This window comes from Rhizobium sp. 1399 (genome assembly GCF_031455475.1).
GTDB lineage: Bacteria > Pseudomonadota > Alphaproteobacteria > Rhizobiales > Rhizobiaceae > Rhizobium.
Genome location: NZ_JAVDSU010000002.1, coordinates 722,426 through 737,848 on the forward strand (window position 1 = coordinate 722,426; position 15,423 = coordinate 737,848).

A 15,423-nucleotide genomic window follows, 5' to 3' on the forward strand; every position below is an offset into this window, starting at 1 on the left:
AACCTCTAGCGGATCGCCGCCGGCAGTTTGTCCTTGTGGGCGAGGGCGGCGGCGGCCGGCATGCTGCTCCATCCCTGAAGCAGCGAGCCACGCCCCCAGGGTGGCGAGAAATATTCGACGGCACCCATCCAGCCCTCTTCGAGGCAGGTCTTCCACCAGCGCAGGAGCGGGTAGTCCGCGCCGTCCAGGCCGTAGGCAAGCCGTTGCTCGGCATAAAGGCCCGAAAGATAGGGCCAGTCCGACCCATTGTGGTAGCGATACGCGAAATAGGACTTCTCACGCGTATCCTTGGGGCGCTTGAACGGCGGATAGGCGCAAAGCACGCCCCAGTCGCCATAGGGCTGGCCGTCGTTGTTGCGACTTTCCAAGATCTCCTGGACCTTGGCGAGAACGCTTTTCGCTCGCTCGGGAGAAACCGCCTTGAAGCGAAGCAGAGTCAGGCTGTCCAGCGTCAGGTGGTCTTCGACGAAATCTGTCTTTGTCCCGTAGTCCGCATAAGTGCCACACGGTTGCAGAAGCGCCTCGTCCAGCGAAGCGCGCGCCTTTTGCGCCACGGCTGCCGCCTTCGATGCAACGGCTTTGTCGAGCGAGGCGCCGTGCTGTGCGATGACGTCGAGGGCACCGATCCACAGGCCGAGATCATAGGCCACGTAACCGTGGCGGTAGACATTGTCGGCCCAATCGCGGTCATGCCGCGGCTTGATCGGCAAGCCGGTTCCCTTCTCGTCGAAGCCGCAGTAACGATTGAAGATCGCCACCACCTTGTCCCAGTACAGGGACAGCGGTGAGCCGTCGCCGGTCGCATTGATATAGTCGCCGATCGTCAGAATGAAGAAGAGCGGGCTGTCGAAGTGATCGCTCCACCAGTCGCCGGGTCGAAGGTGCTCCTCCTTGATCCGGGGATCTGTCAGACGCACCTTTTCCCATTCCTCGGCCTGCCCAGGTCCCGTCAGGATGACGCCGCTCGGCGCCTCGCCGTTTTCCTGCACACCGCGCGCAAGACGATCGATCTGGGCGCGGACTGCCTCTGGTTCCCGATCCAGGAGAGCCTGGAGCGTCCAATAGCCGTCACGGTAATAGGTGCGAGCCGGCGCGCTGTAGGCCTGGCCGGCGGCGAGGCCGGCAAAGGCACCATGCTCGTCCCGCCTTATGCTGGAAAGAGCGGCATGCAGGCTTTGCGAGATCATGCTGCGCATCAGGGCAGGCGCCTCCGGCATCGCATCGCAACGCGTGACGTAGGCATTGGCCTCGGCAATCAGTTTCGTCTGGTCGAGCTCGAGCGCTGCAAGCGCTTCCTCGATCGTCGCGCCGGCGGTCACGAAAATGCCGTCCGGCCTCTGTTCGGCGATGGCGACGCCCCAACCGGTGCGCGCAATGCGGCGACCCTCTTGCCGTTCGATCGGTTCGCGTTTCGCCGTCGTGCCCCACCAGGCGCAGCGCCGGGCAGGGATGAAGGTCCGCAGCTTTGCGCCCTTCAAGAAGAGCGCCGGCGCCGACTGTGCCACGTAAAGCCCTCCGCCATGCGCTTCCACCCGGTTCGGGGAATAGGTGAAAGGGGCGCTCCAGCCGGTGAAGGTCAGATTGACCAGCTTGCCGGCGCCCCATAGCGAAAGCTCAATCCTGCCTTCCGGCCGACAATCGCCCTGCAGGCGCGGCGCCATGAACGGGACAAGCACCGGTGTCGTAGAACGAAGCTGTCCATCATCAAGTGGTATCAGAACTTGCTGTTTTGCTGGTGCGGCGCTCATTGGATGGCTTCCTGTTTTCCTGCATTCTCAGTTGCCGCAAGGTCGGTCAGGCCAAGCATAAGCGCCCCGAGCATGCCAGCTTCAGGGCCAATCCCGGTTGCCTCTATCCGTGTCTCAAACGGCAGAAGCGTCGACATGTGGCGCCTGACGGCCTCGACAAACTCGCCGCGCGACCCGATGCCCCCGCCCAGCACGATGAGAGCGGGGTCGAAGAGGGCTTGCACGGAGGCCAGGCCGACCGACGCCGATTTTGCGAGTGTTTCGATGGCCGCGACAGCTTCCCCGTCTCCAGCAGCAGCGCTAGCGAATATCTCGGCGACCGACAGCGTCCCATCGCCATACAGGCTGCGCACCGCGGGTGAATCAACCTGATCCTCGAAGAGACCGGCGCGGGCCTGCGGCGCCGCCTGATGAGGATTGGGACCTAGCGGCAGAAAACCCAGTTCGCCTGCCCGCCCGTGCTGGCCGCGGAAGAGCGTTCCACCGATGACCAGCCCCATGCCGACACCGGTTCCGAAAGCGATAAATGCAAGCGAGTCCTGATCCTGTCCTTTGCCGAGAGTGGCCTCGGCGAAAGCTGCGAGATTCACGTCGTTTTCAACCACGACGGGGCAGGGCAGGGCTCGTGCGAGCAGCGCGGCGAGCGGCTGATCGGCTGGAATGGCCAGGTGAGGGGAAAGTGACGCAAGCCCCGTCAACGGCGATACCGCACCCGGTACGCCGACAACGGCCTTGCACAATGGCCCCCGATCGCGATTGTCCTGCACCAGGGACAAAATCATCCGTGGAATTTGCCGCAATACAGGGGCTCCCGCGCCATGTTCGGTCGGCTCTTCGGCCTTTGCCACAATACGCCCCTGCAGATCGGCAAGTCCTACCAGGACCTTGGTACCGCCGAGGTCGACACCGGCGACCATGCCTTCAGATCCGCCCGCTTCGTCCGAACGATGGACGCTGTTCGCCTGTCGCAAGCCAGACGCAATGGTTGAAATATTTGACAAATGCAGTCCTTTTGCGATATTTGTTCGGCAGGTTGACGAATTTATTATGGCCGCGCCCACGAACTGTCAACAAGCTGTTTGAAATCGGGGGGCTTTCATGGAAAAAGCAAAACACCGGTGCAACGATGAAGACGGATCTGGCGGGGTAGCTCGACGATGGTATTGACCGAAAACGCGCCTCCCGTGCTGCGACAGATCTCCGTGCGCGCGGTTATGGACGTGCTGCTCCATGCCGGACCTACCTCGCGAGCCGAGCTTTCAAAGATCACAGGCCTTTCGAAGCAGACGATGTCCGAGGTCATCAGGGCGCTGGAAGAAGGTGGCTGGGTTCGGGAAAAAGGCGTCACGAGCGGTCGCATCGGCCGCACGGCCATTACCTATGAGGTCAATGGCGATGCCGGCTATGCTGTCGGTATCGACATGGGCGCGACAACGACGCGCATCGTGCTTGGCAACATCGTCGGAAACGTTGTCGGCGAGATCGACTATCCGTCCGACCGCCGTGGCGGCTATCATCTGATCGACCAGGCCGAAGCAATGCTGTCGAAGATGCTTGTGGAGATGGGCATCGCCAGGGAGTTCGTTCTCGTAGCGGCGATAGCGACGCCAGGGGTCGTCGATCCTACGACGGGTGCGCTCTCGATGGCGCCGAACCTCGCCGATATCGCCGGCATCGATATCGGCAGGACGCTCAGCCAGAGGCTCGGCTGTCCCGTCGTCCTGGAAAACGATGTCAACGCAGCCGTTATCGGCGAGTCCTGGCAGGGATGCGCGACCGCAATCGATACCGTGGCGTTCATTTCGCTCGGGACGGGTATCGGGCTCGGCGTGCTCCAGGACGGCAAGCTGATGCGTGGCGCAAACGGAGCGGGCGGCGAGATTTCCTACATGCCGTTCGGTGCCGATCCATACACGAAGGACAGTCTTGAAAGGGGCGCGCTGGAATGCGCGATCGCGGCTCGGGGAATTAGCGAGCTCTACGAGCGTTCCGGGGGTGAGAAGGACACCTCGGTCCGGGACATCCTGGAACTTGCCGAAAAGAACGACCCGATCGCGGTCGAGGTGATCGGCAAGGTGTCGGACATTGCCGCGCTGCTTGTTGTGTCCGTCAATGCGATCGTCGATCCCAAGATCGTCGTTCTCGGCGGCAGTATCGGTCGCCACCCCCTGATAGCCGAAGGCGTTCGGCGAGGTATCGTGAAGGCGAGCCGCCGTGCCATCGATGTCGAGGCAAGTGTTCTTGGCGGTCGGGCAACGCTGGTCGGGGCTCTCGCGATTGGACTGAACCACGTTCACAACCTGCTTTTTTCTCCCCAGACCTTGCCGGAGCAGCGGCGCTTGCCGCCGCCGCCGCTTTGATTGTCACGCAGATCTCCGTGTCACACGACAATGGTCGCGGTACCGGAATGGCCAGGCGCAATGACGGTCCCGCCACCGATGAAGGCGACGGCGGCTGCTCATCGCCAAAGGCCAGATAGCCGAGAACAATGACCGCCAGAACCTGCGCAGGCGCGAGCCGCTCAGGATGGGGTTTATTGAAAATCCTGTCTGCAGACGGGAGGAAACTGATGGTCGCCGATAGAAAAATACGTTCGTCATCTTGACGAACTAATTGCTTCCACGCAGACTGAACCGAGATATGAGGAGATCCGATCGCCTCGGTGTGGCTGCGGCCGCCTCCGGAAGAAACGTCAAAGGAATGGATTCATGGCCGGTCTCAAATTGAACGATGTCAGGAAGAGCTTCGGCCATCATTCGATTCTCCATGGTGTCGATCTCGATGTGGGTGAGGGCGAATTCGTCGTGTTGGTCGGCCCTTCAGGGTGTGGCAAGTCCACATTGCTTCGCCTGATCGCTGGCCTCGAAAGTGTGAGCGCGGGAAAGATCATCATTGGCGACGATGATGTGACGGCGTCGCCTCCAGGGGATCGCGGGATCGCGATGGTGTTTCAGTCCTATGCGTTGTACCCGCATATGACCGTTGCCAAGAATCTGTCCTTCGGCCTCGAAAACCTCACGATGAGCCGGGCCGAAATCGATCGGCGTGTGGTGGAGGCGGCAAGAATGCTTGCGATCGAGCCTCTCCTCGATAGACGCCCGAAACAGCTCTCGGGGGGCCAGCGGCAACGCGTGGCGATCGGTCGTGCGATTGTCAGGAACCCCAAGCTCTTCCTGTTCGATGAACCGCTGTCCAATCTGGATGCCGCACTTCGCGTGCAGACAAGAGGCGAGATCAGTCGCCTCCACAAGCGGCTTGGCGCCACCATGATCTATGTGACGCATGATCAGGTCGAGGCCATGACGATGGCGGACCGCATCGTCGTCCTCAATGCCGGACGCGTCGAGCAGGTCGGCACTCCGTTGGAGCTGTTCGAGGCCCCGGCCAACAAGTTTGTCGCGGGCTTCATCGGCTCGCCGCAGATGAACTTCTTCGATGGAATGCTTGCCGGGACCGGTCCTGGTCATGTGGTTGTCGACGTACCGGGCTTCGGCCGCCTGGATATTCCGGCGCAACTGGGGGATGCGACCGTCGGCGAACCTGTGGTCCTTGGTGTCCGGCCGAGCCATTTCGAACTCGCAACGGGCAATGGCGTCGACGGTTTTCCGATCCGCTTCGAAGTCGATTACGCCGAAAGCATCGGCACGGATACCTATGTATATGGCGTGGTGGAGGGCAGCGGGACTGCAACGATCGTCCACCTGCCTGATCATGTAGCGATCAAGGACCGTGCAACCCTGCAGCTTGCGGTCCGGCCCGCGCGCCTTCATCTTTTTCGAGCCAAGACCGGCAGTTCCATCACAAAACCGCCTATCGGCGCCGCGGCTCACGTTCATGCCGGCGATGTCGAGGCGTAAAGCTTCTGCCGCTCCTGAGGCTGCGCCGATGAGGTGACCGGCGGATCGTTGCAATTCTATCCTCCAGAGGATTGGCGATTGACCGCTTCGATGCACCTATAAATTGCTGAAACCATTTGGTGGTGCTCGCCGCCCTGCTGATCATCACGGGCACGATCAACAAGATGACTGCAAAGATTGGCGGGTTTGTGCCCTGATGGTTGCATGCGACTTGCCGCGTAAAGCGGTGCATGTTCCCGAAATTCGTTTGCAAACCACATTAAATTGCATTAGCTTTCAATACACTAGAAAGTTATAACTTTAGCATTGCATATCGGCTTTTACTTCCTCTTCCGTTGCCTCGGCACGTCAATCGGATAGGCCTTCATGCATCCAGACAGTCAATACATCCACGCCGACAATGCGGCGCTCATTTTCGATGAGCTTAAGTTTCGATCGCTGACGGTGAAGAACCGTCTTTTCCGATCCAATATATCCGGCCAGTTCGACGACTATAACGGTCACGGCGGGAACGCCCGGCTGAACTGGGAGGAGAAGTTCGCGCGCGGCGGGATCGGCTGCATCATTTCCTCCTTTACGCCGGTCTCCGTGCGTGGCCGAATCCTCGTGCGTTATGCGATGATCGACGACGACGATAAGATCCCCTTCTGGCGGGAGGTCGGCCGTCGTATCCACGGCTATGACTGTCGGTTCATCATGCAGCTCAGCCATTCCGGTCGCCAGCAGGACATGGGCGGCGTCGAGAACCTGTTCAACAAGGGCCTGAGTTCGACCGATAAGAGCGACTACTTCCATGGGCTGCTCGCCCAGGCGATGACGAAACCCGAAATCGCGGAGGTGGTGGAGCAGTTCGCGCAAGGGGCGCGGCGCGCCCGGGAGGCGGGGCTCGACGGTGTCGAATTGCACGGCGCCAACGGCTATCTGCTGACGCAGTTCCTGAGTTCTGGCATCAACGACCGGACGGACGAATATGGCGGCGGCTGGGAGGGCAGGGCGCGTTTCGTGCTCGAGATCGTCAGGGCTATCCGCCGCGAGGTCGGCCAGGACTTCCATCTGCAGATGAAGATCAACGGCGTCGACCACAATGACTGGCTCTATCCCTGGATCAAGAAGGGCAACACGCTCGACGAGACGCTCAAGATCTGCACGATGCTGCTCGACGGCGGCAAGGGCGTCGACTCCTTCCATGTTTCGAGCGGCTCGACCTTTCCGCATCCGCGCAATCCGGCCGGCGACCTGCCGCTGAACGACCTGCATCGCTGGTACGACGGCATGCTCTCGCAGGGCACGCGGGCGCCGATGAATTATGCGATCTTTTCCAATCCCCTTTTGGGGCGTGCCTTCCAGGCGCTCTGGCGCTGGCGCAGGGGCAAGGTCATCGAGGGCATCAATCTCGATTATGCGCGGGCGGTCTCCGAAGCGATCGGCAAGATCGATCCCGACATCAAGGTGCTCTGTACCGGCGGGTTCCAGCATGCCGACAGGATCGCCGAAGCCATCCGCTCGAAAGCCTGCGACGGCGTCACCATGGCCCGCCCGCTGATCGCCAACAACGATCTGCCGAAGATCCTCGCCGAGGCCAACGGCCCGGAGAAGGAATGCACCTACTGCAACAAGTGTCTGCTCAACGATCTCGAAAACCCACTCGGTTGTTACGATCTCAGCCGGTTTGACGGAACGAGCTTCGAGGATCGCTACGGCAAGATGATCAAGCAGGTCATGTCGGTTTTCGAGCCGCCGACCTTCCATTGACACGCGCCATCACCCGCGCATTCGGAGTGGACCTATGAGCAGCGACAACGACCGCAAGACGCCCGTCGAGATCGCCGTCGCCCGCCATCGCCGCTGGTGGCTGGCGATCGTCGTGCTGCTGTTGCTCGCGCTCGTCTATTATCTGGTGTTCGTCAACCAGTATGTCGTCGCCTTCAAAAGCCAGAGCGAGCATTTCATGCACGGCTCGATCGGCAGTGAGACGGCGACGGGACCGCCTTACTGGGTCTTCAAGGCCTTGCCGGTCATGTATGCCGACAAGCTCGGGCCGGAAGGCTGGGCCCGCTTCGGCTTCCTCTACGAAATGCCTGGCGACGACCTTCCGATCGGGGTGTCGCGCCGCGTGGTCTCAGGCATCGAGCGGGTCTGGCTCAACTGTTCCGTCTGCCATGTCGGCACCTATCATCTTTCTGGAGACGCGGTTCGCCATCTCATCCCCGGCGCACCTTCCAATAATCTGCGCCTGCAGGAATTCATTGGCTTCTTCATCGATGTCGGCCGCGATCCCGGTTTTACTGCCGACGCGCTGATCGCTACGATCGATAGCCCCAAGGTCGGCGGCGATCTCAATGTCTTCGAGCGGTTGGTCTATCGCTACGTGGTCTTCCCTCGGGTCAAGAACGCCTTCCTCGATCTCGGCACCCAGCTCGATTTCGTCAAGCGCCAGGAGGATTGGGGCCCGGGCCGCGTGGACACGTTCAATCCCTACAAGGCGCTGCAGTTCAACTTTCCGATGGACGAGGCCCATATCAGTGGTGCTGCGCTGAACGGCTCTTCCGACTATCCCGCCATCTGGCGCCAGCGCCCGCGCGAGGGCATGAACCTCCATTGGGACGGCAACAATGATTCCGTGGCCGAACGAAACCTGAGTGCCGCACTCGGAGCCGGTGTGACGCCCGTGACGGTCGACCGGGCGTCGATCGCGCGCATTGAGGACTGGATGTGGGATCTGCCTTCGCCGCCGTTCCCCGTCGCCACCAAGATCGATCAGGCGAAGGCGGCGGAGGGCAAGACGCTGTTCCTGCATTATTGCGCCGATTGCCACGGCTTCAAGAATGAGAAGGACTACAGCTACGACAGGCAGCGTTTCACGCGCCTCGGCAAGACGGTTCCGCTCGCCGATATCGGCACCGATGCGGGACGCTGGACCTCCTATACGGCAAATTTCGCCGCCGAGCAGAACCTGCTCTATGCCGGCTATCCCTGGCGCTTCAGCCGCTTCCACAAGACGGACGGCTATGCCAATCACCCGCTCGACGGCATCTGGGCGCGATCGCCCTATCTGCACAACGGCTCGGTGCCGACCTTGCGCGATCTGCTTGAACCGAGAGCCAAGCGGCCGTCCGTCTGGTTCCGCGGCAGCGACGAGTTCGATCTCGCCAAAGTGGGCTATCGGTCGGATCAGTCTGCCGGCGGCGATCTCTTTCGCTACGACACGGCACGTCCCGGAAATGGCAATGCCGGCCACGAAGGATATCGCTACGGCACGGAGTTGCCGGCGGCGGCAAAAGACGCCCTCGTCGAATATATGAAGACGCTATGACCCAGTCGCGATCGCTCAGCAAATGGAAGGCACGGCATGCGGTCCTCGTCTGGATCGGCATCCTTTTGAACTTCGCCTTCGTCCTGCCGCTCATCTTCTGTCCGGAATGGATCCTCGGCCTCTTCGGCATCACCGTCAACCAGCTGATCTGGCCGCGCTTTGCCGGACTGCTGCTCGGGATCCTGTCGATCTTCTACATTCCGGCGACGCTCGATATCGACCGTTACCGCGTCTTCGCCTGGCTCGCGGTCTTCCCTTCCCGCACGCTCGGCACGGTCTTCTTCTTTCTCGCCGTCTTCGTGTTCGACCAGCCGATCGGCTATCTTGCCGGCGTCTTCCTCGACGGGTCGGTCGGCATTGCGACGCTTTTCTGTCTCCTGCGCATCCTGCGGCTCGAACAGAACATCGCCGAAGGGAGACAGGCATGAGGCGCGTCTTCTGGAAATGGCTTTTCGCCGTTCTCGTCCTGATCTTCGTCGGCGCTTTTGCGCTGTTCTTCCTGCTCTTCCGGCCGGTCGCCCAGCCGAGGACGAACGATCTGGCCGAAGTCTTCAATCACGGCTCGATCGGCAATGAAGAGGCGCAGGGAATTCCCTACTGGATCTGGCGCGTCCTGCCGCAGCTCTTTCCCGAACATCTGCCGGCAAACGCGGACGGTTATGGCGCCTTCGGCCTCTACTGGCGCGCCGGCGACGAGGTTCCGGTCGGCCTGTCGGTCAAGACGCTCGGCGTCATAGAGCGCGTTGCGCCGAACTGCGCCTTCTGCCACCAGGGCAGCTATCGGCTCCATGCCGCCGAGCCGGCGCGGCTGGTCGAGGCAGGCCCTGGGACGCGGGTCAATCCGCAGGCCTATATCCGCTTTCTGATCGATGTCGGCGCCGATCCGCGGTTTACCGCCGACCGGGTGATGACGGAGATCGGTAGGATCTATGACATGCCGGTCTGGGAGCGGGCGCTCTATCGCTTCGTCCTGGTGCCGGCGACCCGGGCAGCCCTCCAGGAACAGGGGCGGCAGTTTGCCTGGATGAAGGATCGGCCGGACTGGGGGCCGGGCCGGATCGATCCTTTCAATCCGGTCAAGTTCCAGAACCTCCAACTTGCCGATGACCACACGATCGGCAATTCCGACATGATGCCGCTGTGGTCGCTTGCCGACCTCGCCGCCACCAATACGCGCCGCTTCTCACTCCATTGGGACGGACTGCAGACTGATCTCTACGAGACGGTGGTCTCGGGCGCGATCGGCGACGGCATGACCTACAAATCCTACGGGGGAAGCGAAGAGGGTCTTCGCCGCATTATGGATTTCATCCGCCTGCAGGGGCCGCCGCCGTCGCCGTTTTCTCCCCTCAAGCCGGCAGGCGATCCCTATCATGTCGATGCGGCGGCAGTCGACGCCGGCCGTGCGATCTATACCGCGCAATGCGCCGTCTGCCACGAAGCCAAGGGCGCACGCTACCGGACACCGGTCCCGATCGTCGAGCTCGGTACGGACCGCCATCGCCTCGACATGTGGACATCAGCAGCCCGCGACCGTTATGCGGCCTATGAGCCGCGCTATGCCTGGGGTTTTGCCAATTTCCAGAAGACCGACGGTTATGTCGCCACGGGCCTTGGTGGCCTGTGGCTGCGCGGTCCCTACCTGCATAATGGCAGCGTCCCGACATTGCGCGCCCTGCTGTTTCCGCCTGCCGAGCGGCCGGGGCAATTTTATCGCGGCTCCGATCTTGTGGATGCCGACAATGGCGGCTTCGTGAGCATGCCGGATACGCCAGGGGAGCAATACGGCACGCTCTACGATACGAGCCTTCCGGGCAACGGCAATGGCGGTCATCTCTGGGGCACGGATTTGCCGCCGGAGGCGAAGGAGCAACTGCTTTCCTATCTCAAGACACTTTGACCATCAGGAGGGGGCAATGGCAAACGTCAGACAGCGCATCGTGCGGTTTCTCGCCTGGATCGTGGCAGCCGTCGTCACGCTCGCCGTCATCGCCATTGCTGCGGTTGCGCTCATCGTCTGGTGGCTGATCGAGCCGGATGCGAGCCAGTTCGGCAATGTTGAGGACGAGGCGAAGACAGTCCATCGCAAGGTCGAGGAATTTCCCGGGGCCGGCGAGCCTTACTTCGCGGCAATGGACAAGGGCTTGCTGCTGCCGCCTGCAGCCGGCGCCGATTATCCCGACGAGATCAAGGAGGTCGCAACCGCCACCGGGCTCGATCCGGAGGCCGTCCGCAAGGCGGCGATCCGCGGACAGAATGCCTGGATCGTCTGGACCGGCGGCAACGATCGTTTCTGGGATTTCGCTGCCAGCGCGACGATCGGCTCCTTCGATCTCCTGAAGACCATCTCGTCCCATCCGACGATGGCCTATGGCCGTAACAACCGCTTCCGCTATCTCGGGCTCGTCAACGAACCCTGCTTCGACACTCCGAAGAGCGCTGATCCCGATCATTGGGGGCTGTGGATCGATCAGCGCAAAAAGGACTGCGCGGCCGACAGTTTCGGCGGCAATGCCGAGGCCGATGCCCGCTATCCCGGCGTGCAGATCGGCGCGCGCGGCACCATGGTCAAGGTGAAGGACGAAGAGAAGAAGATCCCGGTCGGCTCTTACTATGGCGAACCGACGGGCGTGATGGGCCTGCGTCTCTTCCCCAATCCCGACTTCGACAGCAAGGCCGCCGAACATTGGGATGCGGTGCGCTATTACACCGATCCCTCCTATTACAACGACAAGGATCTCGTGCGTCCCTATCGCGTTGGCATGTCCTGCGCCTTCTGCCATGTCGGTCCCAATCCGATCAACCCGCCGAAGAATGTCGAGAGCCCGGAATTCTCCGAAATCTCGTCCAATCCCGGCGCCCAGTATTTCTGGGTCGACCGCATTTTCTTCTGGAACACCAAACCGCGCGCGACGCCTGGGGAACCGGCCGAGAACGAGAGGAACTTCCTTTTCCAGCTGTTCCATACGAACCCGCCGGGTTCGCTCGACACATCGCTGGTCTCGACCGATTACATGAACAATCCCCGCACGATGAATGCCGTCTACGACGTCCTGGAGCGGCTGCGCATCGGGGCAAAGACCGGCAAGGAAATCATCAAGGGGGACGAGAAGGACAACAAGCAGGCGCAGGACTATCCGCAGACCGCAGCCTTCGGTTCCCTCTACGACAAGGCGACCGGCACGGTCGCCTCGATGCGCGTCCTGAAGGACGGCGCCGATTCCGTCGGCACGCTCGGTGCGCTCAATCGCGTCTATCTCAATATCGGCCTTTTCAGCGAAGAATGGCTGCTGCACTTCCGCCCCTTCCTCGGCGGGCAGAAGATCTCGCCGATCCGTATCGCCGATGCCGAGAAGAACTCGGTTTACTGGCAGGCCACTGAGGCGATGACGCCTGACATGGCGATATTCTTCCTGGTCGCGGCCCGCGCCGATCACCTGAAGGATACGCCGGTCGGAGAAAAGGTGCTCGAAGCGCGCGATCCGGCCGAGGTCGAGCGCGGAAAGATTGTCTTTGCCGAAAACTGCGCCGCCTGTCATTCGAGCAAGCAGCCGGTGCCGGCGCCGGAGCTCGGCGTCGATCAGGGCATCTGCGCAGGCGGCGGTGCCGGCCCGCATTATCGCGAATGCTGGGACCGCTACTGGGCCTGGGCGCAGTCGGATGCCTTCAAGCACGGCATGGTCAAGCTCGTCACGCAAAAGGATGAGAACGGAAAGGATTTCCTCGACGGCAATTACCTGTCGACGGAACGGCGCGTGCCGATGGACGTCGTGCGCACCAATGCTTGCAGCGCGATCGCCACCAACGGTCTTTCGGGCGATATCTGGGACAATTTCACCTCCTCCACCTACAAGTCGCTGCCGCCTCCACATGAGGTGACGGTCAATCATCCGGTTTCGGGGGCGGCAACGCCGCTGCAGGCGGCCGGCAACGGGCGCGGCTATCTGAGGCCGCCCTCGCTGGTCAGCCTGTGGTCGACGGCGCCCTTCCTGCTCAACAATTCGGTCGGGCACGAGGACAGCTATTACGGGACCGACTACTATAATCAGGACCATGCCGCAGGCTATGGCGCCGGTCGCGGCACCGCGTGCCCGGCGGCCGATGCCGACGATCCCTATCTGCCCTGTGTCGAAAACAGGCTGGGGGTTTTCGACCGGTCCATTCGCCAGATGCTTTCGCCGCAGACCCGCCGCATGGATAAGATGACCGAGGCGCCGGTGCCGGGCTATATCTACCGCACCAGCGCTCCCTCCTGCCTCATCGTGCCGCCGGGCTTCGTGCCCGACAAGGTGAAGCCCTTCACCGGCCTGCTGAACAAGGTCGCCGGCTGGGCCTTCAAGAAGGACGGCTCGATCACCGTCGGCCCGTTCCCAGCCGGTTTCCCTGTTAACGCGCTGACCAACACCGAGCTGTTGCCCGACAATGATGAGGAGAGCAAATTCGCCAATTACAAGCGCCTGATTGCCAACGGCCCGGCGCTGATTGGGGCCTTCTCAGAGCTCGGCGGGCAATGCACGCCGGAGGAACTCGCAGATCCCGCCGTGCTCGCCAAAGCTGAAAAGGTGGTGCGCGACACGAAGCTCATCGATCGCCTGGTGGGCTTGAGCAAATGCCCTGACTATGTGGTCAATGGTGGGCACACATTCGGCGCCGGTCTGCCGCAATCGGACAAGAATGCCCTGATTTCCTATCTGAAGCAGTTCTGACGATGTCCGGCGGGCCGACCCACGATTATATCGTTATCGGCAGCGGCGCCGGCGGCGCCGTCCTCGCCGCGCGGCTGGCCGAAGAGGGGCGAAAGGTGCTCGTCATCGAGGCCGGCGGCGATCCGCTGGCGAAGTCGGACGACGGCTCCGACATGCCGCTTGCCGATGCCTGTCGCGTGCCGGCCTTTCATGCCTTTGCCTCCGAACATCCCGGCATGGCCGAGAACCATTGGGTGCGCCACTGCGAAAATCAGGAAATGCAGGAGCGCGACTGGCGCTACTGCAAAGAGAAGGACGGCGTGCTTTATCCGCGCGTGCGTGGGCTCGGCGGCTGCACCGCCCATCATGCGATGATCATCGTGCGGCCCAATCATTGCGACTGGAACCACATCTTTGCGATCACCGGTGACGAAAGCTGGAAGGCCTCGCACATGCAGGGCTATTTCGAGCGCATCGAGCGCTGCCGCTACCGCTTCTTCCTGTGGCGGTGGCTCGCCGCGGCAACAGGCCTCAATCCGACGGGCCACGGATGGTGGGGATGGATGACGACGGAGCGGGCTCTGCCGCTTCGGGCCTTGCGCGACTGGCCGTTGTGGCGGGCGCTGCTGCGCTGCGTCGGCGCGGCGGCCGACGCCTTCGGCAAGCGGGGCTCCGACTGGGAGACGACCGAGATCGACCCCAACGACCACCGCAATTGGAACGTCGGCGCCTGCGGCGTGCGCGTCACACCGCTTTCGACGCGACGCCACACCAGGCACGGGCCGCGCGAGCGGTTGCTCGACGTGGTGAAGCGGTACCCCGACCGCCTGACGCTTCGCCTGAACACTCTGGTCACGAGCATCGAATTTGACGGCAAGCGCGCGGTCGCGGTCCGCTGCATAAACGGGGAGGGGCGCGAGGAAGTCATTCGGGCCGGCCGCGAGATCATCCTGTCAGGCGGCGCCTTCGCCTCGCCCCAGCTTCTGATGCTCTCCGGTATTGGCGATCCCGGCCATCTCGATGAGCACAATATTCCCGTCGTCGAGGCGCTTCCGGGCGTCGGGCGGAACCTGCAGGACCGCTACGAGGTCGGCGTCGTCAGCCGGGTGAACGAACCCTGGTCGGCCCTCAAGGGCGTCACCTATACGACGGGGGACGCCCATTACCGACGGTGGCGCAGATTTCGCATCGGCAACTATACAAGCAACGGCGTCATGTTTTCCCTGACGCTTAAATCCCGCGACACGCTGACGGAACCAGACCTGCATTGCTTTTCGCTGCTGGCCGATTTCCGCGGCTATTATCCTCGCTATTCCGAACGCATCCGCAAGCCTGATTACATGACCTGGGCGATCCTCAAGGCCTATACCGAAAATCAGGGCGGAACGGTGCGGCTGAAAAGCGCCGATCCCGCGGCCCCGCCTGCCGTCATGTTTCATTCCTTCTTCGAGGGAACAGGCAATTACGACCTCGATCTCAATGCCGTCGTCCATGCCATCCGCTTCGTCAGGAAGGTCAACGATGCGATGGACGATCTCATCGCAAGCGAAGAGGAGCCTGGCCGGCAGAACGAGAGCGACGAAGCGCTTCGCCGCTATGTGGCCGAAAACGCCTGGGGCCATCATGCTTGCGGCACCTGCGCCATCGGCCCCCGCGAAGGTGGCGGCGTGCTCGACAGCCGCTTCAGGGTGCACGGCATCGAAGGCCTGCGCGTCGTTGACGCTTCGGTCTTCCCCCGCATTCCCGGCTACTTCCTTGCCACTGCCGTCTACATGGTCGCCGAGAAGGCGGCCGATGTCATTCTCACCGACAGCTGACTG

At 62.0% G+C, this 15,423-nt stretch carries 10 protein-coding genes; 8 read left to right on the forward strand and 2 right to left on the reverse strand.

Going from position 1 to position 15,423, the window contains the following annotated elements:
• Positions 1 to 5: 5 nt before the first annotated feature.
• A complete protein-coding gene (locus J2X71_RS09470) occupies positions 6 to 1,748 on the reverse strand; it encodes a GH116 family glycosyl hydrolase (protein ID WP_310381582.1) in 1,743 nt (580 codons plus the stop codon).
• Entirely contained in the window at positions 1,745 to 2,749 is a 1,005-nt protein-coding gene (locus J2X71_RS09475; RefSeq protein WP_310381584.1) for an ROK family protein, read from the reverse strand. Before J2X71_RS09475 ends, J2X71_RS09470 begins: the two co-directional genes overlap by 4 nt.
• A 156-nt stretch (positions 2,750 to 2,905) precedes the next feature.
• Here J2X71_RS09475 and J2X71_RS09480 point away from each other — a divergent pair, with 156 nt between their 5' ends.
• The 8 genes from J2X71_RS09480 (at position 2,906) to J2X71_RS09515 (ending at position 15,420) form a co-directional block, all read left to right on the forward strand.
• Entirely contained in the window at positions 2,906 to 4,108 is a 1,203-nt protein-coding gene (locus tag J2X71_RS09480) for an ROK family transcriptional regulator (RefSeq protein ID WP_310381587.1), read from the forward strand.
• 348 nt (positions 4,109 to 4,456) lie between these two features.
• Complete coding sequence (locus J2X71_RS09485; protein WP_310381588.1) at positions 4,457 to 5,605, forward strand: sn-glycerol-3-phosphate ABC transporter ATP-binding protein UgpC; 1,149 nt, start codon at positions 4,457 to 4,459, stop codon at positions 5,603 to 5,605.
• A gap of 366 nt (positions 5,606 to 5,971) precedes the next feature.
• Entirely contained in the window at positions 5,972 to 7,357 is a 1,386-nt protein-coding gene (locus tag J2X71_RS09490) for an NADH:flavin oxidoreductase (RefSeq protein WP_310381590.1), read from the forward strand.
• Between the two features lie 34 nt (positions 7,358 to 7,391).
• Positions 7,392 to 8,918: a cytochrome c gene (locus J2X71_RS09495; RefSeq protein WP_310381592.1), complete on the forward strand. Its 1,527-nt coding sequence runs from the start codon at positions 7,392 to 7,394 to the stop codon at positions 8,916 to 8,918.
• Positions 8,915 to 9,346, forward strand: a complete 432-nt coding sequence (locus tag J2X71_RS09500) for a hypothetical protein (RefSeq protein ID WP_007814655.1) — start codon at positions 8,915 to 8,917, stop codon at positions 9,344 to 9,346. The genes J2X71_RS09495 and J2X71_RS09500 overlap by 4 nt, the downstream gene beginning before the upstream one ends.
• Complete coding sequence (locus J2X71_RS09505) at positions 9,343 to 10,818, forward strand: cytochrome c (protein ID WP_310381595.1); 1,476 nt, start codon at positions 9,343 to 9,345, stop codon at positions 10,816 to 10,818. Before J2X71_RS09500 ends, J2X71_RS09505 begins: the two co-directional genes overlap by 4 nt.
• A gap of 16 nt (positions 10,819 to 10,834) precedes the next feature.
• Positions 10,835 to 13,624 carry a hypothetical protein gene (locus tag J2X71_RS09510; protein ID WP_310381597.1) on the forward strand — a complete coding sequence of 930 codons (2,790 nt, stop codon included), beginning with the start codon at positions 10,835 to 10,837 and terminating at the stop codon, positions 13,622 to 13,624.
• Positions 13,625 to 13,626: 2 nt separating this feature from the next.
• A complete protein-coding gene (locus tag J2X71_RS09515) occupies positions 13,627 to 15,420 on the forward strand; it encodes a GMC family oxidoreductase (protein ID WP_310381598.1) in 1,794 nt (597 codons plus the stop codon).
• Positions 15,421 to 15,423 lie beyond the last annotated feature (3 nt).